Origin of the sequence: Pseudomonas sp. Irchel s3a10 (genome assembly GCF_900187525.1) — a bacterium.
Taxonomy (GTDB): Bacteria; Pseudomonadota; Gammaproteobacteria; order Pseudomonadales; family Pseudomonadaceae; genus Aquipseudomonas; species Aquipseudomonas koreensis_G.
In genome coordinates, this window is sequence record NZ_FYDR01000003.1 from 1 (window position 1) to 24,475 (window position 24,475).

22 protein-coding genes and 1 pseudogene are annotated in these 24,475 nt (G+C 60.8%); 4 read left to right on the forward strand and 19 right to left on the reverse strand.

What is annotated here, in order from left to right; genetic code table 11:
- Positions 1 to 163: pseudogene (locus CKW11_RS09995) on the forward strand (integrase core domain-containing protein); the annotation flags it as partial.
- An 11-nt stretch (positions 164 to 174) separates the two neighbouring features.
- Here CKW11_RS09995 and speD read toward each other — a convergent pair.
- Positions 175 to 969 carry an adenosylmethionine decarboxylase gene (gene speD / locus CKW11_RS10000; protein ID WP_027610737.1) on the reverse strand — a complete coding sequence of 265 codons (795 nt, stop codon included), beginning with the start codon at positions 967 to 969 and terminating at the stop codon, positions 175 to 177.
- Positions 970 to 1,206: 237 nt separating this feature from the next.
- On the reverse strand, positions 1,207 to 1,629 hold the full coding sequence (locus CKW11_RS10005; RefSeq protein WP_095137397.1) for an OsmC family protein: 423 nt from the start codon (positions 1,627 to 1,629) through the stop codon (positions 1,207 to 1,209).
- Positions 1,630 to 1,868: 239 nt separating this feature from the next.
- Here CKW11_RS10005 and crp point away from each other — a divergent pair, with 239 nt between their 5' ends.
- The gene (gene crp, locus CKW11_RS10010) at positions 1,869 to 2,513 is read left to right on the forward strand and encodes a cAMP-activated global transcriptional regulator CRP (RefSeq protein WP_007966430.1); all 645 of its coding nucleotides are present in this window, start codon (positions 1,869 to 1,871) and stop codon (positions 2,511 to 2,513) included.
- Positions 2,514 to 2,523: 10 nt separating this feature from the next.
- On the opposite strand, the gene CKW11_RS10015 is transcribed toward crp, so the two are convergent.
- From CKW11_RS10015 to CKW11_RS10030, 4 genes are all read right to left on the reverse strand, one after another.
- Positions 2,524 to 3,225 carry a lipoate--protein ligase family protein gene (locus CKW11_RS10015; RefSeq protein WP_095137398.1) on the reverse strand — a complete coding sequence of 234 codons (702 nt, stop codon included), beginning with the start codon at positions 3,223 to 3,225 and terminating at the stop codon, positions 2,524 to 2,526.
- A gap of 137 nt (positions 3,226 to 3,362) precedes the next feature.
- Entirely contained in the window at positions 3,363 to 4,199 is an 837-nt protein-coding gene (gene trpC / locus CKW11_RS10020) for an indole-3-glycerol phosphate synthase TrpC (RefSeq protein ID WP_095137399.1), read from the reverse strand.
- On the reverse strand, positions 4,196 to 5,245 hold the full coding sequence (gene trpD, locus CKW11_RS10025) for an anthranilate phosphoribosyltransferase (protein WP_003228800.1): 1,050 nt from the start codon (positions 5,243 to 5,245) through the stop codon (positions 4,196 to 4,198). The genes trpC and trpD overlap by 4 nt, the downstream gene beginning before the upstream one ends.
- 8 nt (positions 5,246 to 5,253) lie before the next feature.
- A complete protein-coding gene (locus tag CKW11_RS10030; protein ID WP_003228801.1) occupies positions 5,254 to 5,847 on the reverse strand; it encodes an aminodeoxychorismate/anthranilate synthase component II in 594 nt (197 codons plus the stop codon).
- Between the two features lie 407 nt (positions 5,848 to 6,254).
- Here CKW11_RS10030 and estP point away from each other — a divergent pair, with 407 nt between their 5' ends.
- Positions 6,255 to 8,165 (forward strand): esterase EstP, encoded by a 1,911-nt coding sequence (gene estP / locus CKW11_RS10035; protein ID WP_095137400.1) that lies wholly within the window; start codon positions 6,255 to 6,257, stop codon positions 8,163 to 8,165.
- Positions 8,166 to 8,381: 216 nt separating this feature from the next.
- Here estP and trpE read toward each other — a convergent pair whose 3' ends face one another.
- The 10 genes from trpE to CKW11_RS10085 all read right to left on the reverse strand — a co-directional run bounded on the left by trpE (position 8,382) and on the right by CKW11_RS10085 (position 20,833).
- On the reverse strand, positions 8,382 to 9,863 hold the full coding sequence (gene trpE, locus CKW11_RS10040) for an anthranilate synthase component I (protein ID WP_095137401.1): 1,482 nt from the start codon (positions 9,861 to 9,863) through the stop codon (positions 8,382 to 8,384).
- A 70-nt stretch (positions 9,864 to 9,933) separates the two neighbouring features.
- Positions 9,934 to 10,752 carry a phosphoglycolate phosphatase gene (locus tag CKW11_RS10045; protein ID WP_095137402.1) on the reverse strand — a complete coding sequence of 273 codons (819 nt, stop codon included), beginning with the start codon at positions 10,750 to 10,752 and terminating at the stop codon, positions 9,934 to 9,936.
- On the reverse strand, positions 10,749 to 11,423 hold the full coding sequence (gene rpe, locus CKW11_RS10050) for a ribulose-phosphate 3-epimerase (RefSeq protein WP_003228808.1): 675 nt from the start codon (positions 11,421 to 11,423) through the stop codon (positions 10,749 to 10,751). Before rpe ends, CKW11_RS10045 begins: the two co-directional genes overlap by 4 nt.
- Before the next feature lie 80 nt (positions 11,424 to 11,503).
- A complete protein-coding gene (locus CKW11_RS10055) occupies positions 11,504 to 12,652 on the reverse strand; it encodes an iron-containing alcohol dehydrogenase (protein ID WP_095137403.1) in 1,149 nt (382 codons plus the stop codon).
- Between the two features lie 221 nt (positions 12,653 to 12,873).
- Entirely contained in the window at positions 12,874 to 13,698 is an 825-nt protein-coding gene (locus CKW11_RS10060) for an ABC transporter permease (RefSeq protein WP_095137404.1), read from the reverse strand.
- Positions 13,699 to 13,710: 12 nt separating this feature from the next.
- Positions 13,711 to 14,958, reverse strand: coding sequence for an ABC transporter permease (locus CKW11_RS10065; RefSeq protein WP_095137405.1), 1,248 nt, complete (start codon positions 14,956 to 14,958; stop codon positions 13,711 to 13,713).
- Positions 14,959 to 15,140: 182 nt separating this feature from the next.
- Positions 15,141 to 16,184 (reverse strand): ABC transporter substrate-binding protein, encoded by a 1,044-nt coding sequence (locus CKW11_RS10070; RefSeq protein WP_095137406.1) that lies wholly within the window; start codon positions 16,182 to 16,184, stop codon positions 15,141 to 15,143.
- Between the two features lie 48 nt (positions 16,185 to 16,232).
- The gene (locus tag CKW11_RS10075) at positions 16,233 to 17,357 is read right to left on the reverse strand and encodes an ABC transporter ATP-binding protein (protein ID WP_095137407.1); all 1,125 of its coding nucleotides are present in this window, start codon (positions 17,355 to 17,357) and stop codon (positions 16,233 to 16,235) included.
- 350 nt (positions 17,358 to 17,707) lie between these two features.
- Positions 17,708 to 18,337 carry a response regulator transcription factor gene (locus tag CKW11_RS10080; RefSeq protein WP_003228820.1) on the reverse strand — a complete coding sequence of 210 codons (630 nt, stop codon included), beginning with the start codon at positions 18,335 to 18,337 and terminating at the stop codon, positions 17,708 to 17,710.
- Positions 18,338 to 18,439: 102 nt separating this feature from the next.
- Entirely contained in the window at positions 18,440 to 20,833 is a 2,394-nt protein-coding gene (locus tag CKW11_RS10085) for a PAS domain S-box protein (protein WP_095137408.1), read from the reverse strand.
- Between the two features lie 74 nt (positions 20,834 to 20,907).
- On the opposite strand from CKW11_RS10085, the gene CKW11_RS10090 reads away from it, so the two are divergent.
- Positions 20,908 to 21,897 (forward strand): alpha/beta hydrolase family protein, encoded by a 990-nt coding sequence (locus tag CKW11_RS10090; protein WP_095137409.1) that lies wholly within the window; start codon positions 20,908 to 20,910, stop codon positions 21,895 to 21,897.
- 109 nt (positions 21,898 to 22,006) lie between these two features.
- On the opposite strand, the gene CKW11_RS10095 is transcribed toward CKW11_RS10090, so the two are convergent.
- From CKW11_RS10095 to CKW11_RS10105, 3 genes are read right to left on the reverse strand one after another with little or no spacing between them, the layout of a single operon-like run.
- The gene (locus tag CKW11_RS10095; protein ID WP_095137410.1) at positions 22,007 to 22,774 is read right to left on the reverse strand and encodes a TerB family tellurite resistance protein; all 768 of its coding nucleotides are present in this window, start codon (positions 22,772 to 22,774) and stop codon (positions 22,007 to 22,009) included.
- Between the two features lies 1 nt (position 22,775).
- On the reverse strand, positions 22,776 to 23,447 hold the full coding sequence (gene murU / locus CKW11_RS10100) for an N-acetylmuramate alpha-1-phosphate uridylyltransferase MurU (RefSeq protein WP_095137411.1): 672 nt from the start codon (positions 23,445 to 23,447) through the stop codon (positions 22,776 to 22,778).
- Positions 23,444 to 24,463, reverse strand: coding sequence for an aminoglycoside phosphotransferase family protein (locus CKW11_RS10105; RefSeq protein WP_095137412.1), 1,020 nt, complete (start codon positions 24,461 to 24,463; stop codon positions 23,444 to 23,446). Before CKW11_RS10105 ends, murU begins: the two co-directional genes overlap by 4 nt.
- Between the last annotated feature and the right edge of the window lie 12 nt (positions 24,464 to 24,475).

Below are 24,475 nucleotides of genomic sequence, written 5' to 3' on the forward strand. Positions count from 1 at the left end.
ATGCTCCAGCGACCACAGGATTTAACGCAGGCGAAGAAGATGGTGAGTGAGTCGGTATCGATCTACAACGGTGAGCGTCCGCACCTGTCTTTGAAATACAAAACGCCCGATGCGGTGCATCGGGCGTTAGGGTGAAACAGGTGTAAACCTATTTCAGGACTAGACACGGGAATCTTACGCGGGCATGTTGCGCGCGTAGAAGATTTCCAGCATTTCGTGTTTCACACGCTCGGTCACCTGAGCACGCTGCTCGGAAGACAGGTTGCTGGTGGCGTCGCCGAACAGGTAGTTATCCAGTTCGAAGTTCTTCAGCAGCATTTTGGTGTGGAACAGGTTTTCCTGGTACACGTTCACGTCGGTCATCTGATACGCGTCGCGAGTGTCTTCGGAAAGGTAGTTCTGGATCGAGTTGATCTCGTGGTCGATGAAGTGCTTGTTGCCTTCAACGTCACGGGTGAAGCCGCGCACACGGTAGTCCACAGTCACGATGTCCGAATCGAACTGGTGAATGAGGAAGTTGAGCGCTTTAAGCGGTGAAATGACACCACAGGTCGACACGTCGATGTCCACACGGAACGTCGCAATACCGGCGTCCGGATGGATTTCCGGATAGGTATGCACCGTGATGTGACTCTTGTCGAGGTGGGCAAGGATGATTTCGGGCAATGGACCCGGGGACTCTTCGATCTGGCTGTCTGTCGGGGTCACCGGCTCTTCCGAGATCAGAATCGTGACGCTGGCACCCTGAGGCTCATAGTTCTGACTCGCGATGTTCAGAATGTTGGCACCAATGATTTCGACAACTTCCGTGAGGATCTGCGTCAGACGTTCGGCGTTGTACTCTTGATTGATGTACTCGACGTAAGCCTGCTGGTCTTGCGGGGTTTCCGCGTAGCAGATGTCATAGATGTTGAAGCTCAAGGTCTTTGTCAGGTTATTGAACCCGTGGAGCTTGAGTTTGCTTTTCACCGTTAAAAACTCTCTATGTATGCGGCGCAGCCGCGTGATCAAGCATGCCCGTCAAGTGCGAACAACGCACCTGCGTAGGACGGTTAACACCTCTTCGCGATGGCGATTTTGGTTATCTGTTCAGGCGGACGATCTGTCGGTTGACCGATCACTGCCCTGAAAAAAGTGGCGCATTATGCAGACGTCAGCGAGGGATCGCCAGAGTCTGCACTGCTTTTATGATAGTTGAATGTCGATTCAACCGAGCTCGACGATTTCATAATCGTGAGTGATCACCACGCCGGCCGCGCCGAGCATGATCGAGGCCGAGCAATACTTCTCGGCAGACAGTTCGATGGCGCGTTTGACCTGGGCTTCTTTCAGGGCCCGGCCCTTGACCACGAAGTGCATGTGGATCTTGGTGAACACCTTCGGATCTTCGGTCGCGCGCTCGGCTTCGAGGAACGCTTCGCAGCTTTCAACCGCCTGACGCGACTTCTTCAGGATGCTGACCACGTCGAAGTTGCTGCAACCGCCAACGCCCAGCAGGAGCATTTCCATCGGGCGGACACCCAGATTACGACCACCAGCGTCCGGCGGACCGTCCATGACCACAACATGACCGCTACCGGATTCGCCGAGGAACATGGCTTCGCCAGCCCATTGGATGCGTGCCTTCATCGCCAAGACTCCACTGTAGAAAAAAGGGTCGCCAGCTTAGCACAGGCGTTTGTTCTGACAGCGCCCGGCGTTCCTAGGACCGATGCCTTTGCTGCGTAGGTAATTTCTCGAATTTTCGACGAAGTGTCTGGTAAGCTGGCGCCAATTCGCTGGCGCCAATTGTCAGCCTGTGTAGCGACCGCCTTCAGCGCCTCATAAAAAAATCAAACATCACCGTGCAGTCTTTTCGGGATACAACCATGGTTGCTATTACCCCCACACCCAAAATCAAGAACCTCGACAAGCTGTTGATGCACTGCCAGCGTCGTCGCCATGCGGCCAAGAGCAACATCATCTGCGCCGGCGATCGCTCGGACACGCTGTACTTCATCATCAAAGGGTCGGTCACCATCCTGATCGAAGATGACGACGGCCGCGAAATGATCATCGCCTACCTCAACGCCGGGGATTTCTTCGGCGAGCTGGGTTTGTTCGAACAAGCGGGCCAGGAACAGCAGCGCAGCGCCTGGGTGCGGGCCAAGGTTGAATGTGAAATCGCCGAAATCAGCTACGTGAAGTTCCGCGAACTGTCGCAGCAGGATCCAGACATTCTTTACGTCCTCAGCGGACAAATCGCCCAACGTCTGCGCAATACCACGCGCAAGGTCGGCGATCTGGCGTTCTTCGACGTCACCGGTCGCGTAGCCCGCTGCCTGCTGGAGTTGTGCAAACAGCCTGACGCAATGACTCACCCGGACGGCATGCAGATCAAGGTAACCCGTCAGGAAATCGGCCGAATTGTCGGTTGTTCGCGGGAGATGGTCGGTCGCGTGCTCAAGGATCTTGAAGAACGCAACCTGGTCGATGTGAAAGGCAAGACCATGGTGGTCTTCGGCACGCGCTAAGCGCGCAAAATCAGGCGCTGTAGACCTGCGCCAGCATCAGACGAAACAGCTCATCCAGACGCGCCAATGCCGTTGGCGCGGCGAACTTCTCATGCAGGGCGATGTGGCTTTCGGCCCGCACCCGCTGCTCCAGACCGCAAGCCTCGTTGAAGCGATTGACCGCTGCAACCATCGACTCGCGCTCGTTATCCATCAGCATCGCCCCGTGCACCAGACCCACCGGACGCTGACCGCCCTGACTCTGGCGCCAGCGCTGAGCGGTGCCGACCATCTTGCGGCCGTCGAGATTGACGTTGAAACGACCGTCGCAGAACGCGCCGTCGATTTCGCCCAACGACGACACACCGCCCAGTTCATCCAGCAACTCACAGATCGGATCGCACAGACGCCGGTAGCCGGTTTCGATGCGATTCAGATCACCTTCACTGCGGGGCGGGGCGTAGACCAACGCGATGTTGATGGTTGAAGCGGATTGCGGGACCGGTTCACCGCCGGTTTCCCGCAGCAAGACTGGCCAACCGGCGGCGGCGGAGACTTCGCAGGCGTGATCAAAACCGGGCAGACGATTGAGCCGGCGCGGCATGACCAGAGCGCGATCGCTGGGTTGCCAGAACAGCAGACCGAATTCGGCGTCGCCGGCGCAGATCGAGGCCAGCAAGTCTTGCTCGGCCTTGAGGCCGGCTTCGATGGTCAGGGGGGTTGGCAGCGACATGGAGAACTCCGGCAGATCGTAAATCTTCGGGAAATTTGAAGGCCCTTTCGCGAGCAAGCCCGCTCCCACAGGGGGAAATGCATTCCAAATGTGGGAGCGGGCTTGCTCGCGAAGGGGTCGACTCGGTCTAACGGCAATCAGTCGAGGGTCGAACCGCTGACCGGAACGCCACGCTCCGGGAAGAACAGGCGCTGCAGTTCGGTGCCCGGGCTTTCCGCGCGCATGAACGCTTCGCCGACCAGGAACGCATAAACGTCGCTGATTTCCATCAGCTCGACATCGGCACGGTTGAGGATGCCGCTCTCGGTAATCACCATACGGTCGCGCGGGATGCGCGGCAGCAGGTCAAGGGTGGTTTCCAGGCTGACGTCGAAGGTGTGCAGGTTGCGGTTGTTGACCCCGACCAGTGGCGTGTCGAGAGTTTTCAGCGCGCGTTCCAGCTCATCGCCGTCATGCACTTCCACCAGCACGTCGAGACCGACGTCTTTGGCGACCGAGGCCAGCTCAGCCATTTTCACGTCGTCCAGTGCGGAGACGATCAACAGCACGCAGTCGGCGCCCAGCGCGCGGGCTTCGACGATCTGGTACGGATCGATCATGAAGTCCTTGCGGATCACCGGCAATTTGCACGCGGCGCGGGCCTGTTGCAGGTAGGCATCGGCGCCCTGGAAGTAGTCGATATCGGTCAACACGGAAAGACAGGTCGCACCGCCCTTCTCGTAGCTCTTGGCGATATCGGCAGGCACGAAATTCTCGCGAATCACACCTTTGCTCGGCGAAGCCTTCTTGATTTCAGCAATCACCGCCGGTTGTTTCTTCTTGGCCTGAGCCAGCAGTGCCTGGGCAAAACCACGGGGTGCATCGGCCGCCTTGGCCAGACTTTCCAGCTCGTTCAGGCTGACGCGAGCGCTGCGCTCGGCGACTTCCTGAACTTTGCGCGCCAGAATGTTTTCCAGAACCGTCGGTACACTCATCCCTCATTCTCCACTTTGAATACCGCGGTAAAGGCACCCAACTCCTCGAGTTTTTCCCGAGCAAGACCGGTGTGCAGAGCATCATGCGCAAGCGCCACGCCTTCTTTGAGACTGGTCGCCAGATCGGCGGCGTAGAGCGCTGCACCGGCATTGAGCACAATCATTTCAGCGGCTTTCTGGCCGTTTTCGGTCTTGCGCTTACCCAGTGCATCGCGGATCAGCGCCAGCGACGCTTCCGGGCCTTCGACCGAGAGACCGTGCAGGCTCTGACTCTTCATGCCCAGGTCTTCCGGCTCGACCCAATACTCAGTGATCTCGTTGTTCTTCAGCTCAGCGACGAAGGTCGGCGCGGCAAGACTGAACTCGTCCAGACCGTCCTTCGAATGCACCACCAGTACGTGCTTGCTGCCAAGACGCTGCAAGACTTCGGCCAATGGCCGGCACAGCGCAGGCGTAAACACGCCCACCACCTGATGTTTGACACCGGCCGGATTCGTAAGCGGGCCGAGCATGTTGAACAGCGTACGCAAGCCAAGATCGCGGCGCGGGCCGGCGGCGTACTTCATGGCTTTGTGGTGGGTCTGGGCAAACATGAAACCGATGCCGACGTTGTCGATGCAACGGGCCACCTGCACCGGCGTCAGGTTCAGATAGATACCGGCGGCTTCCAGCAAGTCGGCGCTGCCGCTCTTGCCCGACACCGCACGGTTGCCGTGCTTGGCCACGGTGCAACCGGCTGCCGCGACGACAAACGCGGATGCCGTCGACACGTTGAAAATGTTCGCACCGTCACCGCCGGTACCGACCACGTCGACCACGCCGTCGAGGGTCTTGAGTTCGACCTGATCGGCCAGCTCACGCATCACCGAAACGGCACCGACGATTTCGTCGATGCTCTCGCTCTTCATGCGCATGGCCATCATGAACGCGCCGATCTGCGCTTCGGTGCATTGACCGGTCATGATTTCGCGCATCACGTCGCGCATTTCTTCTGTGCTGAGGTCGAGGTGCTCGACGATACGGCTCAGGGCTGTCTTGATATTCATGGGAGTCCTTAGCGCGTGCCGCCGGTTTGTTTGAGGAAGTTGGCAAACAGTTCATGGCCCTGTTCGGTCAGGATCGACTCAGGGTGGAACTGTACGCCCTCAATGTTCAGGGTCTTGTGCCGCAGGCCCATGATTTCGTCGACCGAGCCGTCGTCGTGCTGGGTCCATGCGGTCAGCTCCAGGCACTCGGGCAAAGTATCGTGCTTGACGATCAGCGAGTGGTAGCGGGTAACCGTCAGCGGATGATTCAGACCGGCGAAAACGCCCTTGTCCTCATGGAATACCGGGCTAGTCTTACCGTGCATCACCTGACGGGCACGCACGACATCGCCGCCAAAGGCCTGACCGATGGACTGATGGCCAAGGCAAACGCCGAGGATCGGCAGTTTGCCGGCGAAGTGTTTGATGGCTTCGATGGAGATGCCGGCTTCAGTCGGCGTACACGGGCCTGGGGAAACCACGATGCGCTCCGGGTTGAGCGCTTCGATTTCGGCGATGGTCAGTTCGTCGTTGCGCACGACTTTGACCTCGGCACCCAGCTCGCCGAGGTACTGCACAACGTTGTAAGTAAAGGAGTCGTAGTTGTCGATCATCAGCAACATGGCGTTTCGAACCTCTTGAATTCTGACTTGAAGACAGCCTTCAGATGACTTGCCCGCAGGGCGCTGCACGATGTCGGACGCGCAGAGGGCGTCGGCACAGCGGCATTTCAAACGGGCAAGGAAGGCAAAGCGATACAGATCCGGCGGGGCCGGCAGAAAAGATTCAGGCGCGCCAACGCCAACGGGCGTGTGCCTTGATGACTTGATCCAGAAGTTTGCTGACGATCAACACGGGGAAGGTCTCGTTCATACGTTCCGGCACAGTAACTTAGCTGGGCAGAGCGTGCAATATGGTGGGGCTGACGGGGGACAAAACTAAGGGAGGCTTCGCGACCGATGGCAAAACGCCGGGAGTTTTTGGTACTGTCGTTTCGTTCACCTACAACAATAAATAAACGGACTTGCTCATGATCAAACAGACGTTGTTTGTACCGCTTGCCGGTTGCCTGCTCGCCATGGCTTGCGCCCAGGCGTACGCAGCACCCGCGCCCTATTCCAAATTCATCGTCTTCGGTGACAGCCTGAACGATGCCGGTACCTTCAGGGACAGCGGCGGGCCGGCCGGCGCCACGCAACGCTACACCAACCGCACCGGCCCGCTGTACAAGGACGGCACCGGGGAAAACCGCGACCTCAACGCCACCCAGATCATCGGCGGCAAACTCGGTTTCAGCCCCGATCAGACCGCCTCCTCGTCATCGGCCGTGCGTGCCGGTGAAGGTCTGGCCGATGGCAACAACTGGGCGGTGGGCGGCTACCGGACCGACCAGATTCTCGACTCGATCACCACGCAGTCCGCCACCGGCGAACGCACTCGCAGCGGTTATCTGCCATCGAACGGCTTCCGTGCCGACCCGAACGCGCTGTATTACCTGTCCGGGGGCGGCAACGATTTCCTTCAAGGCCGCGTGCTCAGTCTCGATCAGGCCAGCGCCGCGGCCGATCGCCTGGCCGACAGCGCCCGCACGCTGCAAGGCGCCGGCGCCAAATACATCATGGTCTGGCTGCTGCCGGACATCGGCCTGACCCCGGCCATCAACGGCTCGCCGCTGCAGGGCTTCACCTCGCAGCTCAGCGCCCAGTTCAACACCGAACTGGTCAGCCAGCTGCAGGGCATCAACGCCGAAATCATTCCACTGAACATTCCGGTGCTGCTCAAAGAAGCCTTTGCCAACCCGGCGCAGTTCGGCCTCGCGACCGACCAGAACCTGACGGCCACCTGCTTCAGCGGCAACAGCTGCACCGAGAACGCCCGATATGGCATCAACAGCGCCACACCGGATCCGACCAAGTTGATCTACAACGACTCGGTGCACCCCACCGAAGCCGGCCAGCGCTTGATTGCCGACTACGCCTATTCGCTGCTGGCCGCTCCTTGGGAACTGACCCTGCTGCCGGAAATGGCCCAAGGTTCGCTGCGCGCGCATCAGGATGAACTGCGTAACCAATGGCTGGCCGATTGGGAAAACTGGCAAGCCGTGGGCCAATGGCGCGCCATCGTTGCCGGTGGCGGTCAACATCAGGACTTCGACGGCCAGCACAGCGCCGCCAGTGCCGATGGCAACGGCTACAACCTGAACATCGGCGGCAGCTATCGCGTCAACGAAGCCTGGCGCGTCGGTTTGGCCGCAGGCTTCTATAACCAGAAACTCGAAGCCGGCGACGCCGATTCGGAATACAAGCTCAATTCCTACATGGGCACCGCGTTCGCCCAGTACCAGCAAAACCGCTGGTGGGGCGATCTGGCGATGACCGCGGGCAAACTCGACTACGACAGCCTCAAGCGTAAATTCCAGCTCGGGGTCAACGAGCGCGGAGAGAAAGGCAATACCGACGGTTACGTGCTGGCGATCAGTGGCCGTATCGGTTACGACATCGCGCAACAGGCCAGCAGCCCGTGGCACCTGTCGCCGTTCGTCAGCGCCGATTTTGGCAAGGTCGAGGTCGACGGTTACTCGGAAAAAGGCGCGGACTCCACAGCGCTGACCTTCGATGACCAGTCGCGCAACTCGCGGCGTCTGGGCGTGGGCATCCAGGGCAAGTACCAGATCACCGCACAAACCGAAGTGTTCGGCGAATTCGCCCACGAGCGTGAGTACAACGACGACCGCCAGGATCTGACCATCAACCTCAACAGCCTGCCGAACAACCGCTTCAAGCTCGAAGGCTACGAGCCGCAGACCAACCTCAATCGCCTGAACCTGGGTGTGAGCCACAAGCTCACGCAGGATTTGGCGTTGCGCGCCAGCTACAACGTGCGCAAGGATGACGACTTTACCCAGCAGGGGGTGAACGTCGGGGTCATCCTCGATTTCTAAAGCTGAAAAGCAAAAAATCGCAGGCTACGCCAGCTCCTGCAGGGTTAGCGCAGGCATAAAAAGCGCGGCGCCCTCACAGGCGCCGCTTTTTTTTATGGCTGAACACAATCAAATGTAGGAGTGAGCCTGCTCGCGATGGCGGTGGAACAGTCAACATTAAGGAGAATGTCAGACCGAAATCGCGAGCAGGCTCACTCCTACAGGGTTTTGCTTGGATCAGGCGTCCGGGGTTTGCTCGGCCAATGCCACGGCACGGAACATCGCCCGACGCTTGTTCAGGGTTTCTTCCCATTCCAGCGCCGGCACCGAATCGGCAACGATGCCGCCACCGGCCTGCACGTGCAGTTCGCCGTTCTTGATCACGGCGGTGCGAATCGCAATCGCGGTGTCCATGTTGCCGTTCCAGGCGAAGTAACCGACTGCACCGCCATACACGCCACGCTTGACCGGTTCCAGCTCGTCGATGATTTCCATCGCGCGGATCTTCGGTGCGCCAGACAAGGTGCCCGCCGGCAGAATCGCCCGCAACGCGTCCATCGCCGTCAGCCCGGCCTTCAACTGGCCGGTGACGTTGGAGACGATGTGCATCACGTTGGAATAGCGCTCGATAACCATTTTCTCGGTGAGTTTCACCGAGCCGATTTCCGAAACCCGACCCGTGTCGTTACGACCGAGGTCGATCAGCATCAAGTGTTCGGCAATCTCTTTGTCGTCCGACAGCAGATCTTCTTCCAGCGCCAGATCCGCTTCTTCGGTAGCGCCACGCGGCCGCGTACCGGCAATCGGGCGCACGGTGATCAGGTTGTCTTCCACCCGCACCAGCACTTCCGGCGAACTGCCGACAACATGGAAGTCGCCGAAGTTGAAGAAGTACATGTACGGCGTCGGGTTGAAGCAACGCAGGGCGCGGTACAGATCGATCGGCGCGGCCTTGAAGTCGATCGACATGCGCTGCGACGGCACGACCTGCATGCAGTCACCGGCGAGAATGTACTCCTTGATGGTGTCGACGGCTTTTTCGTAATCGTCCTGAGTAAAACTGGAGCGGAATACCGGGTCAGCCGCTTGCTGCTTGCTGAAATCCAGGCCACGGCGCGGGGTGATCGGCTGGCGCAGTTTCTCCAGCAGTCCCTGCAATTGCGCCTGGCCCTGTTCGTAAGCATCGGCTTGCGCCGGGTCGGCCAGCACGATTGCATGCATCTTGCCGGCGAGGTTGTCGAACACCACTACCGCATCGGAGACCATCAGCAGAATGTCCGGCACGCCCAGCGGATCCGGGTTCGGGCATTTGCCCAGACGCTTCTCCACGTAGCGCACGCAGTCGTAACCGAAGTAACCGACCAGGCCACCGTTGAAACGCGGCAGACCGGCGATGGTCGGCACGTTGTAACGGGCCTTGAAGGTTTCGACGAAAGCCAGCGGGTCTTCGACGTCATGGCTTTCGGTCTCGACGCCATCGACGGTGATGCTCACGTGATGGTCGTGCACCCGCAGCACGGTGCGGCACGGCAGGCCGATGATCGAGTAACGGCCCCATTTTTCGCCGCCTTGCACCGATTCGAGCAGGTAGGAGTTGGGCTGGTCAGCCAGTTTCAGGTAGATCGACAGCGGCGTATCGAAGTCGGCCAGGGTTTCGCAGGCCAACGGAATGCGGTTGTAGCCGTCAGCGGCCAAGCGCAGGAATTCTTCGCGGATCATGAGGTGCCTCGTGGTGTGAGGTGCTAACAGTCAGGTGTGCAAACGCGCCGGCAAGCCGGCCAGGAAACAGTCAGGCGCGCCAACGCCAGCGGGCCAGGGCCTTGATGACTTTCATCCAGAGTTTGCGGGTGACCACCACGATGGCGTTTCCAGAATGGGATTGAGCAGCGTCGGGCAACGTTATCTCAGCGGCTGTACCGAGGCAACCGGGAATTAGCTTGCGCAGATCGTCGATCACCAGTGCCGGGGATTCTTCGGCAATCGGGCGGCCGTGGTTGTAGCCGTAGCTCAGCGCCACGCACTTGACCCCCGCCGCTTTCGCCGCCAGTACGTCGCTGCGCGAATCGCCGACGAACAACGATTGCGAGGCCGGAATGTTGGCCATCTTCATCACGAAGAACAGTGCCGCCGGGTCAGGCTTCTTCTGCGGCAGAGTATCGCCACCGATGATCCATTTGAAGTAGCGGCCGATCTTCATCTGATCCAGCAACGGCGCGACAAAACGCTCGGGCTTGTTGGTGATCAGCGCCATCGCCACGCCCTGCTTGTGCAGCCACTTGAGGGTGTCGCGCACGCCGGGATAGACCACGGTCAGCTCATGGCTGGCGCCGTAGGCCTCCATGAACACTTCCAGTGCGTGCTCGGCTTCGACGTCATCCACCGCCGAATGATCGATGCCACCGGCCAATGCCCGGCGCACCAGCACCGGTGCGCCGTTGCCGACCCACTCGCGCACCGCCTCGATGCCGGCGGGCTTGCGACCGAGGGAGAGCAGCATGGTGTCCACCGCTGCCGCCAGGTCGGGAACCGAGTCGATCAGCGTGCCATCAAGATCGAACATCACCAACCGTGGCAGTTGCCCGGGGAACAGCTGCTCAAAACCGCTCATGGGCGCGCCAGCGCCAGTTCGGAACGCATCTTGTCGATGACTTCCTGATAGTTCGGCGCATTGAAGATCGCCGAGCCGGCGACGAAGGTGTCAGCACCGGCCGCGGCGATTTCACGGATATTGTTGACGTTGACGCCGCCGTCGATTTCCAGACGGATGTCGCGGCCCGAGGCATCGATGATCGCCCGCGCTTCGCGCAGTTTGTCGAGGGTGCCGGGGATGAACTTCTGCCCGCCGAAGCCCGGGTTGACGCTCATCAGCAAGACCATGTCGACCTTGTCGATCACGTACTTGAGCACGTCCAGCGGGGTCGCCGGGTTGAACACCAGACCGGATTTGCAGCCGCCTTCACGGATCAGTTGCAGCGAACGATCGACGTGCAGCGTGGCTTCCGGGTGGAAGGTGATGTAGGTCGCGCCAGCCTCGATGAAGTCGCCGACGATGCGATCCACCGGGCTGACCATCAGGTGCGCGTCGATTGGCGCGGTGATGCCGTACTTGCGCAGTGCGGCGCAGACCATCGGGCCGATGGTCAGGTTCGGCACGTAGTGGTTGTCCATGACATCGAAGTGGACGAAGTCGGCACCGGCGGCCAGAACGTTGTCCACTTCTTCGCCGAGGCGGGCGAAGTCGGCGGAGAGAATCGACGGAGCAATTACGAAGGGCTGCATGACGCACCTTTTCTGAGCTAAATCACGATGGCGCGCATTGTATACCTCAAGTTTCCGTGCGCGCACCGTGACCGCGATGATCAGTACGCCGCTCGGTAGATCTTCTCGATATCCGCAGCGCTGAGCTTGCGCGGGTTGTTGCGCATCAGACGCTCGATTCCCGCGGCCTCCACGGCCATGGCCGGGATCGCCTCCTCGGGCACACCGAAACTGCGCAGCCCGGCCGGAATTTCCACCGCCGCGCACAGCTCGGCCATGGCCTGCACGGCTTTGTCTGCCGCCTCAGTGGCGCTCAGATGAGCGGTCTTCACCCCCATGGCTTCGGCGATATCCTGCATGCGCTCGACGCAGGCCATCTTGTTCCAGGTCATGACATACGGCAGCAGCAAGGCATTACTGACGCCATGGGCAATGTTGAAGCGCCCGCCCAGTGGATAGGCCAACGCATGCACCGCGCCGACCCCGGCATTGCCGAACGCCATGCCGGCCATCAGGCTGGCGGTGGCCATGTCTTCACGGGCCTGGAGATTGGCGCCATTGGCGTAGGCCTTGGGCAACGACCGGGCGATCAACTTGATTGCACCGAGCGCCAGCGAGTCAGTGATCGGCGAAGCATTGACCGACAGATAGGATTCGATGGCATGCACCAGCGCATCGACGCCGCTGGCGGCGGTGACGCTGCGCGGGCAGGTCAGGGTCATCTGCGGGCTGACCAGCGCCACGTCCGGCAACAGAAAATCGCTGACGATACCTTTCTTCAGTTGCGCGACCTTGTCGGAAAGAATCGCCACGTTGGTCACTTCCGAACCGGTGCCAGCAGTGGTCGGGATAGCGATCAGTGGCGGACCTTTGCGTGGCACCTGGTCGACGCCGAACAGATCTTCCAGCTCGCCGTGGTATCCGGCATACGCGGCGACACTCTTGGCGATGTCGATGGCACTGCCGCCGCCGAGACCGATCAAGCCGTCATGCCCGCCCTCGCGATACACGCGCATGCAATCTTCGACGATGGCGATTTCCGGATCCGGCAGCACCCGGTCAAAAATCTCGTACTCGCGCCCGCCCAATTGACACAGCGCCAGCTCCACGGTGCCGGACTTGACCAGCGCGGCGTCGGTGACAATCAGCGGGTTGTCGATGTCGAGGCGGGTGAGTTCGGCGGCCAGTTGCTCGATGGCCCCGGCGCCGGTGATCAGTTTGTGAGCGATTTTGAACTGGGACAGACTCATTGTGCGCAGCCTCTTATAGATGTGGGAGCTGAGCACAAGCGTAGCTGAGGGTTTGGGGTTGTCTGGTATTCACTCCATGAATGACTGAGTGGAAAGGCCTATATACCTCTGATGTGGGAGGGGGCTTGCTCCCGAAAGCGGTGTGTCAGTCGACATCTGCTTCAACTGATCCACCGCTTTCGGGAGCAAGCCCCCTCCCACAGTTTTGACCGGGTTCGTCCTCAGACTTGGGCGGTACGTAGTTTCTCGCTGCGACCGCGCAGCCATTCAAGGGTCAGCAACAGGATGACGGAGAAGGCGATCAGCAAGGTTGCCGCCGCCGCAATCGTCGGACTGAGGTTCTCGCGAATGCCGCTGAACATCTGCCGTGGCAAGGTCGCTTGTTCGGGGCCGGCGAGGAACAGCGTCACTACCACTTCATCGAACGAAGTGGCAAAGGCAAACAGCGCCCCGGAAATCACCCCCGGCGCAATCAGCGGCAGGGTCACCCGGCGGAACGCCGTCAGTGGCGATGCACCAAGACTCGCCGCAGCGCGTACCAGATTGTGGTTGAACCCCTGCAACGTCGCCGACACGGTGATGATCACGAACGGCACACCGAGCACCGCGTGCACCACGATCAACGAGAAGAAGCTGTTGCCCAGCCCCAGCGGCGCGAAGAACAGATAACTCGCCACACCAATGATCACCACCGGCACCACCATCGGCGAAATCACCAGCGCCATCACCAGGGATTTGCCGGGGAAGTCGCCACGTGTCAGGCCGATCGCCGCCAGCGTGCCGAAGACCATCGCCAGTACCGTGGCCGCCGGGGCGACGATGATGCTGTTCTTCAGCGCGCGCATCCACTCTGCCGAAGCGAAGAAGTCGTGATACCACTGCAGGGAAAAGCCCTGCAGCGGATACACCAGGAAACTGCCGGAGTTGAACGACAGCGGCACGATCACCAGCACCGGCAGAATCAGGAACAGCAGGATCAGGCCGCAGAGGATCCGCAAGCTGTAGAACCACACCCGTTCGATGGGTGACATGTAAGGACTCAGCATTTCAAATTCCCCTTAGCTCAGGCGCAGGCGACTGGCGCCCACCAGCCAGCTGTAGATCAGATAAAGCACCACGGTCGCCAGCAGCAACAAGCCGCCCAGCGCAGTGGCCATGCCCCAGTTGATGCTGGTGTTGGTATAGAACGCGACGAAGTAGCTGACCATTTGATCGTTCGGGCTGCCGAGCAGCGCCGGGGTGATGTAGTAGCCGATGGCGAGGATGAACACCAACAGGCAACCGGCGCCGACACCGGCGTAGGTCTGCGGGAAATACACCCGCCAGAAACTGGCGAACGGGTGGCAGCCCAGCGAAATGGCGGCGCGCATGTAGGTCGGCGAGATGCCTTTCATCACGCTGTAGATCGGCAGAATCATGAACGGCAGCAGGATGTGCACCATCGAGATGTAGACGCCGGTGCGGTTGAACACCAGTTCCAGCGGCTTATCGATAATGCCCATGGCCAGCAGCGCGCTGTTGATCAATCCGCCCGATTGCAGCAACACGATCCACGCCGCGACCCGCACCAGAATCGAGGTCCAGAACGGCAACAGCACCAGAATCATCAGCAGGTTGCTCTGCCGCGATGGCAAGTTGGCCAGCAGGTAGGCCAATGGATAAGCGAGAACCAGACAGATCACGGTGATGACCAGGCCCATCCAGAACGTGCGGGCGAAGATGTCGAGGTAGATCGCCTGATCCGGGGTGGCCGGGGCCAGTTCGCCGAGATCATCGATACGGTGATCCACCGCCGCCAGCAAGTAGTAAGGCGTGATACTGCTGGTGTTGCGTTTGACCGCTTGCCAGTACGCCGGATCGCCCCAACGCTCGTCGAGCGCTTCGAGGGCTTCTTTATAAGAGACCGGTTCGCTGGCAAATGGCAGCGCCCGGGCCGTTTTGGTCAGCAGGCTGCGATAGCCGGCCAACTCCATATTCAAGCGCTTGGACAGATCGCCCAAGGTCTGGTTTTTGCGGGCTTCGGCGAGGTCTTCGCCAGCCGCTTTGTACACCGGTTCAGCCGGTAGGCCGCGGCCGTCCCAACTGGCGATGGCCGCCACGGTGCGCGGCATACCGCCGACCACTTCCGGGTTGCCGACGCTTTTGTAGAGCAGCGCCACGATGGGCACCAGGAACACCAGCAACAGAAACAGCACCAGCGGCGCAATCAACGCCTGGGCCTTCCAGCGGTTGACCCGCTCGGCGCGCTTGAGCTTCTGCTTCAAGGTGGGGCTGGCGCCCTCGTTCAGGGGAACGGCGATGGCCATGACGTACTCCGCAAATCTTTGATCGTTACAGAGGTGGCGAACCACCTCGATCGATTGGTGCACACAAATCCAAATGTGGGAGCGGGCTTGCTCGCGAAGGCGGCGCATCAGTCGACATCAATGTTGAATGTGCTGATGCTTTCGCGAGCAAGCCCGCTCCCACAGGAGAGCAAGCTCTCGGATTATTTCGCAGCCCAGGAATTGAAGCGCTGTTCCAGCTGCTCGCCGTTGTCAGCCCAGAAGCTGACGTCGATCTGCACCTGGTTGGCGATGTTTTCCGGGGTGGTCGGCATGTCTTTCAAGACTTCCTTGGCCAGCAGCGGTACGGCTTGAGTGTTGGCCGGGCCGTAAGCGATGTTTTCCGAGTAGGTCTTCTGCTGCTGCGGCTGCACCGAGTAGGCGATGAATTTCTTCGCCGCTTCGGCACGCTTGGCGTCCAGACCTTTCGGGATAGCCCACGCGTCGAAGTCGTAGATGCCGCCGTTCCACACCACTTTCAGGTTGGATTCTTTCTGCACGGCGGCGATGCGACCGTTGTAGGCCGAGCTCATGACCACGTCACCGGAGGCGAGGTATTGCGGCGGCTGGGCACCAGCCTCCCACCACTGAATGTTCGGCTTGAGTTCATCGAGCTTCTTGAACGCGCGATCCTGCCCACCCTTGCTCGCCAGCTCTTTATAGACGTCTTTCGGTGCAACACCGTCGGCCATCAGCGCGAATTCCAGGGTGTACTTGGCGCCTTTGCGCAGGCCGCGTTTACCCGGGAATTTCTTGGTGTCCCAGAAATCAGCCCAACTGGTTGGCGCGGTTTTCAGCTTGTCGGCGTTGTACGCGAGCACGGTCGACCAGACGAAGAAGCCCACGCCGCATGGCTGAATCGCGCCTTTGACGTAATCTTCGGTTTTGCCGAACAGTGCCGGGTCGAGTTGCTCGAACATGTCTTCATCGCAACCACGGGACAGCTCCGGCGATTCAACTTCCACCAGATCCCACGACACGCTCTTGGTGTCGACCATGGCTTTGACCTTGGCCATTTCGCCGTTGTACTCGCCGGCAACGATCTTGCCGTTGCCCGCCGCTTCCCACGGTGCGTAGAAGGCTTTGACTTGCGCCGCCTTGTTCGCCCCGCCAAACGACACCACGGTCAAATCGGGGCCAGCGGCCATTGCGCTTGCCGCACCCATCAGGCCCAGGGTCAGGGCGGTGAACTTCAGGGATCTCAACATTTATTGTTCTCTCCACGTGCAGGGTTGGTGTTGGTATTGCCGGGGCGCTTAGTGCGCCTCTAGAAGAGGATCGAGTGCGCGAACGTGCTCGACCTGCCAGCCAAGCGGAACCACGTCGCCGACCGCGAGCGCTGGATCGAGCTCGGCAATCGGTTGTTTCACGAAGAAGTCGGTCTTGCCGCAGACTTCCAGGCGCACCCGGACGTGGTCGCCCAGATAGATGAATTCCGCCACCCTCCCTGAGAAGCGGTTGACACATTGGTCGCTCGAACCGTTGAGGCTGACGCGCTCCGGACGAATCGACAGGGTCACCGGTTCGCCGGCCTGGCCTACGTTGACCGCCAGCGCCTCGACCTTCTCGCCCCGACCCAGCTCGACCACGCAGCGCTCGCCGCTCTGGCTGAGCAGTCGGCCGTTGAGGCGGTTGTTCTCGCCGATGAAGTTGGCGACGAAGGTGTTTTTCGGTTCTTCGTAAAGCGTGCGCGGCGGGGCGATCTGCTGGATCTCGCCCTGATGAAACACGGCGACGCGGTCGGACATGGTCAGCGCTTCGCCCTGGTCGTGGGTCACGTAGACCACTGTCACGCCGAGGCGCTGGTGCAGGTGCTTGATCTCCATCTGCATGTGTTCGCGCAATTGCTTGTCGAGTGCGCCCAGCGGTTCGTCCATCAGCACCAGTTGCGGCTCGAACACCAGTGCGCGGGCCAGTGCCACACGCTGTTGCTGACCGCCGGAGAGTTGCGCCGGATAACGCGAAGCGAAGGCGTCGAGCTGGACCATGCTCAGGACTTTCTTGACCTTGTCGCTGACGTCGCTCTTGTTCAGGCCTCGGACGGTCAACGGGAAGGCGAGGTTCTCGGCCACGGTCATGTGCGGGAACAGCGCGTAGTTCTGGAACACCATGCCGATGTCGCGCTTGTGCGGCGGCACGTTGTTGATTGCACGACCGGCGAGGAGGATTTCACCGGCGGTCGGGGTTTCGAACCCGGCGAGCATCATCAGGCTGGTGGTCTTGCCCGAGCCGGACGGCCCGAGCAGGGTCAAGAACTCGCCTTTGCGAATGTCCAGGTTGAGGTCTTTGACGATCAGGTTCTCGCCGTCGTAGCTCTTCTGCACTCCACGAAAGCTGACCAGCACGTCACTGGCCCCTGCGTTTGAATCGACCTGGCTCATACCCACACCTTTGTTATTGGTAACTGCTGTGGATTAAGCCTAGTGGCTGGCGCCAGCCACGCAAATCGGGGCGCAGGAGAGAATCGCCTCAGCAGGATGGAAGGTTGGGGGTAGGGATTGCCCTACAAGGATGGCGCGTTTTGGCAAACGCAGCGGCAAGCGATGGGCTGCGAGCTGCAAGAACAAGCAAAAGCGCCTGTCGCTAATGGATATGCCCGCAATGGCAGGCCAGATGGAGATTCCCGGTGGGAGCGGGCTTGCTCGCGAATGCGGTGTGTCAGTCACTGAATGATTGGATGACCCACCGCATTCGCGAGCAAGCCCGCTCCCACATTAGAAATACGGCGTTCTCAGAGAAGTTTGTGCTCCATCGCGTATTTCACCAATTCGGCCAGCGAGGTGATGTTGAGTTTCTGCATCAGCCGCGCCTTGTGCGTGCTGATGGTCTTGCTGCTCAGGGCCAGTTGCTGGGCGATATCGTTGACGTTGGCGCCCTGGGCCAGACGTTCGAACACCGAGAACTCACGCTCGGACAGCAGCGAATGCAATGGACGCGTGTCGGTCAGGCCGACCTCGAAGACCATGCGGTCGGCCAGCTCCGGGTCGATGTAGCGCCCGCCGGCCGCCACTTTGCGAATCGCCGTCAGCAATAGCGCCGGATCGCTGTCCTTGGTCGCGTAGCCCGCGGCGCCAACCTTCAGCGCACGGGCGGCCATTTGCGCCTCGTCGTGCATCGACAGCACCAGAATTGCCGGCGGATTGTTCAGCGCGCGAATCCGCGGGATCGCCTCCAGCCCGTTGACCCCAGGCATCGAGATATCCAGCAGCACCACTTCACACGGCACGCTGCGTAGGGTTTCGAGCAACTGTTCGCCATTGCTCGCCTCCCCCACCACTTGCAGGTCCTTGGCCAGGCCGATCAGTTGCTTGATGCCTTCACGGACGATGGTGTGGTCTTCGGCTACCAGTACGCGGATCACTTGCCTCTCCTCGATATTTGCATTGACGCTAAAAGATCGCAGCCTTCGGCAGCTCCTACAGGGATATGCGATCAATGTAGGAGCTGCCGCAGGCTGCGATCTTTAGCGATCCAAAGGCACCCACACATTCAGACTGGTGCCTTCCCCCGGCTCACTCTCAAGCAACAGCCGCCCGCCCATGATCAGCACCCGCTCGCGCATACCAACCAAACCAAAGGACGTCGGCCGATCCGCCGCAGCGACAAAGCCTACGCCATCGTCGCTGACCGTCAGACACAACTCGTCGCCTTGCAGCGCCAGTGTCAGCTCCACAGTATGCGCCTGAGCATGGCGCATGACGTTGGTCAGCGCCTCCTGCAGGATGCGGAACAGGCCAATCGCCTTGGCATCGCTGAGCACCGGCAGATTGTCCGGCACCTGCACCAGACACGGAATCTGCGTGCGCGCCTCGAACCGCCGTGCCTGCCATTCAATCGCCGAGGCAATCCCGGCATCGAGAATCGGCGGGCGCAACGCCGTCGCCACATCACGCACCAGCTGGAACAACTGGGCGATCAGGCGTTTCATGCTGTTCAAGCGCTCATGCAGTCCCGGGTCAAGCTGCGCATAGGCCAGCTCGCACATCGAGGTTTCCAGCTTCAGCACCGTGAGCATCTGCCCCAGCTCATCGTGCACTTCGCGGGCGATGCGCGCCTTCTCTTCTTCGCGCACGCTTTCCAGGTGCGCCGACAATTCGCGCAGTTGTTCGCGGGAGGCGGCAAGCTCCAACTCGATACGTTTGCTTTCGCTGATGTCCCAGACGATGCCGTCCCAGACATAGGCGCCATCCTCCAGCTGTCGGGTGATTGCCTTGATCTCGGCCCAGCGCTGCTCACCCTGACGAGTAAGAATCCGCCCTTGCCACGACCAGTCACTGTCAGTGTCCAGCGCCTGATCCTGGGTCTGGTGATAACTGGCCTTGTCGTCCGGATGCACCAGACTGCGCAAGCCCATGTCGCGGTGGGCGATCGCGGCCGGCGCGTAGCCGACCAGACTTTCGCTGCCCTCGCTGATGTAGGCGAAATCGATCTGCCCGGTCACCGGCGCCCGCTCCAGGCGAAACACCAGCCCCGGTACGTTGGCGGCGATGCCTTGCAGGCGCGCTTCACTTTCCTGCAACGCCGCCAGGGCGCGGCGACGCTCCGTGACGTCAGTCAGGTAAACCACCAGATACTCGCTGTCGCGAAAACGCAGAAAACTCAGCGAGACGTCCGCCGGCAGGATGCTGCCATCGGCGCGTACGCAACTGGTCTCAAAACTCAACGGCCCTTCTTCACTGGCCCGCGCGCGTTTCCACAGGTTGAGCCAACGGTCCATGTGCAGGCCGGGTTCGAAGTCGATCAGCGGCCGTTCGATCAGCGCGCCCTGTGGATAACCGAGCATGCTTTCCGCCGCGCGGTTGGCGTAGCGCACATGGCTGTCCCAGTTGACCCAGAGAATGCCGACGGTGCTTTGATCGATGGAAAACTGGGTCAGGCGCAAGGCTTCTTCGCTGGCCGCGCGCAGGGCGATGTCTTCCCGGGCGGCCAGCAGGCGCTGTTCGAGGCTATGTTGCTGGCGTCGTTGCCAGACCACGATGGCCACACAACTGAACAGCAACACCGCAAACAACAGGCTGAGGTTCTGCCAGAACCCCGGCGATTCCGTGAGCCGTGGATACTTGGGTTGCAGCCATTGGTTGTGCAGGCGCTCCAGATCCTTGGCCGGGATTGCTCGCAAGGCGCTTTCGATGATCCCGGCCAATTGCGGCCAGTCGCGCCGCGTGGCGACCCGCAACAGCTGTGGCAAGCCGATATCGCCGACCACCACCAACCCGGCGAACTCGGGTTCGGCGGACAACCGCCCGAGCTGCGCCTCATCCACCACGGCGTAGGACGCCTGCTGGGTCAGCAACAGTTGCAGTGCCTGACGCTCCAGCGGCACGCCTTGCAGATTCAGATGGGGATAGGTGCTGCGCAAATAGTCCGCCGTCACGCTGGGCATGCGCACGGCGACGCGAGACAGGCTGTCGAGTTTTTCCAGCTCGACCACGCCGCCGCTCTTCTGGTCGCTGACCACCAGTTGCGGCACACGCATGTAGGGATCGGAAAACAGCCACAGGCGCAGCGCACCCGGGGTCTGGGTCAGGCCCGGGGCGATGTCGATTTCACCTTCGCGGGCGGCCTCCTCCAGTTGCGCTAGATCCTGAAAGTTGCGCCAGCTCAGCTCGACGTTCAGGGCCTTGGCCAGCGCCTTCATCAATTCGACATTGGCCCCGGACAAGCGCTGCAAGCGCCGGTCGTATTGCGCGTACGGCGCCTGCAAGACCAGACCGACGCGCAGCTCGCGGTGCTGCGCCAGCCATTGCTGCTGGCCGGGCGTCAACAGCGCTGCATGTGCCGCCGGCGCAGACGCCGCCCAGCCCATCAAGGGAAAACACAACCAGCCGATAACCCACAGGCAGCAAAAACGCATCATTGAAGTCTCGTACACTGACAAATTCTGACCAACCCATTAGGCTGCCGGGATACTTTTCTGGCCTGGAATAACCGATGCCCTCTGTCTACCGCCTGGCAATGCCAGCATTGTGCCTGTCGCTGATCCTGCCTTGTGCGTTTTCCGTCGAAGCCGCCGATCCGGCGCCCGCCTCCACCGCCGAGCAACCGGCCGCCGAAAAACCCGCCGAACGCCAGCCACTGCTTGAGCGTAGTCAGGAAGAAGCCGCGGCACTCGAACGCAAAGTCCCGGCACAAGAACAGCAGCAACTGCAGGCCGGCGCCGACACTTTCCTCGCCCTGTGGAAACCGGCCAACACCGCCGAGCCCAAAGGTGCGGTGATTATCGTCCCCGGCGCCGGCGAAACCGCTGACTGGCCGCAAGTGATCGGCCCGCTGCGCAGCAAATTGCCCGACGTCGAGTGGAGCAGCCTGAGTATCACCCTGCCGGATCTGCAAAGCGATGCCATTGCACCGCGGGTGATTGCGCCCGCCGCCGCGCCGAAAGCCCCGGAAAGTGGCAGCAAGGATTCCACCACCGCGCAACCGATCGAACAGGCGGCGGGCGGTGAAGCGGAAGTGGCGGATCAGGTGGTCGCCGAAACCACTGAAGAACAATCCAGAACTGATGCCGAGCGAATTTTTGCGCGGATCGACGCGGCGATTGCCTACGCCGAGCAACAAAGCGCACGTCGGGTCGTGGTGCTCGGTCACGGCACGGGCGCCTACTGGGCGGCGCGTTTCCTCAGCGAGCGCCAGAGTTCGCAAGTGGAGAAACTGGTGATGGTCGATGCGCAAACGCCGAGCAAAGCCAAGCCGCCACTGGCCGAGCTGACGCCGACCCTGAAGTTGCCGACCGCCGACATTTTCTACATGGACAAGGCGCTGGATCGCAACGCGGCGCTGGAGCGCATGCAGGCCAGCAAGCGCTTGAAGACTTCGGCGTTCAGCCAGGTGGCGCTCAAGGCGTTGCCGGATAAAAAGGCTGAGCAGGAACAGCTGTTCCGGCGGGTGCGTGGCTGGTTGAATCCGCAGAAGACTGACTGATAGAAACAAAAGCAAAAGATCGCAGCCTGCGGCAGCTCCTACCTTGGAATGCGATTCCTGTAGGAGCTGCCGCAGGCTGCGATCTTTTGATCTTTTGTTCTCTTAATCGCTAGCGAAAATCCCGTCGCGCCCGAATAAGGGTAAACGCGTTGTGCAGCTCGCGGGTTTTCTCGGTCGCGTCACGCACCTGCTCCGGCGTTGCGCCGCTGCCGGCGATCTTGTCCGGGTGATGACGGCTGAGCAGCCGTCGATAGGCGCGCTTGATCTGCGCCGGTTCGCTGGTCGCCGACACCCCGAGCAGGCGCATCGCTTCCTGATAACTCACCGCCGCACTGACAATCGGCCGTTTATTGGGCTCGTAATCATTGGCCAGCGCCTGGATCTGGTGGGTTGTCCAACCCAGCCACTTGCCCCACTGCGCCAACAATTCACGCTCACTGACGCCCGCGCGACCGTCGGCCCAGACCATCCGCCAGCAGGCGCGCAACACGCCTTCAGCGGCATGCGGCTGAGCACTCAGGCGCCGCAGGTAACCGCGCAGATGATCACCACCGGCCTTGCCGCGATTGAACGCAGCAATCGCACGCCGCCGTGCCGGTTCGCTCATTTCCAGGGCGTTCATTTCATTGCGCGCCTGCTGGATGTGACCGTCCGTCACTCGCCCGTCACTTTTGGCCAGACGCCCGAGCAACACGAACAGCAATTCGTCGTTGCGCAACATCGGCCGCCCGCCGAGTTTTTCCCGCAAGTGCCCCCAGCTTTGCAGGTGCAGACGCCGATCCAGCGCCTGTCCCAACAATGCCCCAAGCATGGCCCCCGGAATGCTGGCGATCGCAAAACCCGCTCCGGCTCCAATCAGAGTCCCTGGCCACAACATATCAACGACTCGCTTCTATCAATGCTTCAGCTTCGGCCAGACGCTCATGCGTTCCGACATCCACCCAATGGCCTTTCAGACGTTCACCGCTGACCTGCCCATCGGCCATGGCTTTGCGCAACAACGGTGCGAGCTTGAATGCGCCCTCCGCGCAACCATCGAACAGTTGCGGATGCAGGACGGCAATGCCGCTGTAGGTCAGGGTTTGCGCACCGGGTTGACCATCAAGCACCTGACCGTCAGTCAGGGTGAAATCGCCTGCCGGATGATGGGCCGGATTGTCCGCCAGTACGAGATGCGCCAGACCGTTGATCGGCTGATGCAGCACGCTGAAGTCGTAATCGGTCCAGATATCGCCGTTGACCACCAGAAACGCATCGTCACCGAGCAACGGCAAGGCGCGGAAAATCCCGCCGCCGGTTTCCAGCGGCTCGCCTTCCGGCGAATACCGGATGCTCACGCCGAAATGCGAACCATCGCCCAGGTAATCCTCGATCTGCTGACCGAGCCAGGCGTGATTGATCACGATTTCACTGAAACCGGCCGCCGCCAGCGCGCGCAGGTGATACTCGATCAACGGCACGCCGCGGGCGCGCACTAGCGGTTTGGGGGTGGTCAGGGTCAGCGGGCGCATGCGCTCGCCCTTGCCTGCCGCCAGAATCATCGCCTTCATGCAGTCACTCCGCCACGCAGACTGGCGAGCAACGCCTGCAGATCCGCCAGTTCAGGACGACGCGCAATCACCGCTTCTATATAGGCGAAGAAACGCGGCACATCGGCCAGGTAGCGCGGTTTGCCATCGCGATGGCAGATGCGGGCGAAGATGCCGATGACTTTCAGGTGGCGTTGTACGCCCATCAGGTCACTGGCACGCAGGAAGTCTTCGAAATCGGCCTGCACCGGAATGTCCAGCGCCGAGGCTTGCTGCCAGTAACTTTCCAGCCAGCCACGCACGCGTTCTTCAGGCCAACTGAGGAAAGCGTCCTTGAACAGGCAGGTCACGTCGTAGGTGACCGGGCCGTAGACCGCATCCTGAAAGTCCAGTACGCCGGGATTCGGCTCGCTGAGCATCAGGTTGCGCGGCATGTAGTCGCGGTGCACCAGCACTTTCGGCTGAGCCAGGGCGCTGTCGATCAGCAGATCGCTGACGGCTTGCCATTGCTGCTGCTGTGCCGCGTCGAACTCGATGCCGAGTTCGCGTTTCACGTACCACTCGGGGAACAGTTCCAGCTCGCGGCGCAGCAGTGCCACGTCGTAACTCGGCAGCGGTGCAACCATCGGCAATTGCTGAAAAGCCAATAGCGCCTTCAGGGCATCGCTGAACAAAACGTCGGCATTTTCGCCGTCGATTACGTCGAGATAGGTCTTGTTGCCCAGGTCATTGAGCAAAAGAAATCCGCGTTCGAGGTCTTCTGCATAAATTTTCGGCACGTTAATTCCGGATTTCGCCAGCAAAAAGGCGATATCCACGAACGGTTTGCAGTTTTCCTGGGGTGGCGGCGCGTCCATCACGACGAAGCTGCGCCCCTCTCCTTCCCAGCGAAAATAACGCCGGAAACTCGCGTCGCTGCTGGCCGCGGTCAACGTGGCCGGGGGCACGGCGCCCCAGCCCTGATCTGCAAACAGGATTGCCAACTGCTCATCGAGCCAAACTTTCAGGTGTTGCAAGCGTACATCTTGGTCAGGCATTGCAAGGGTCTC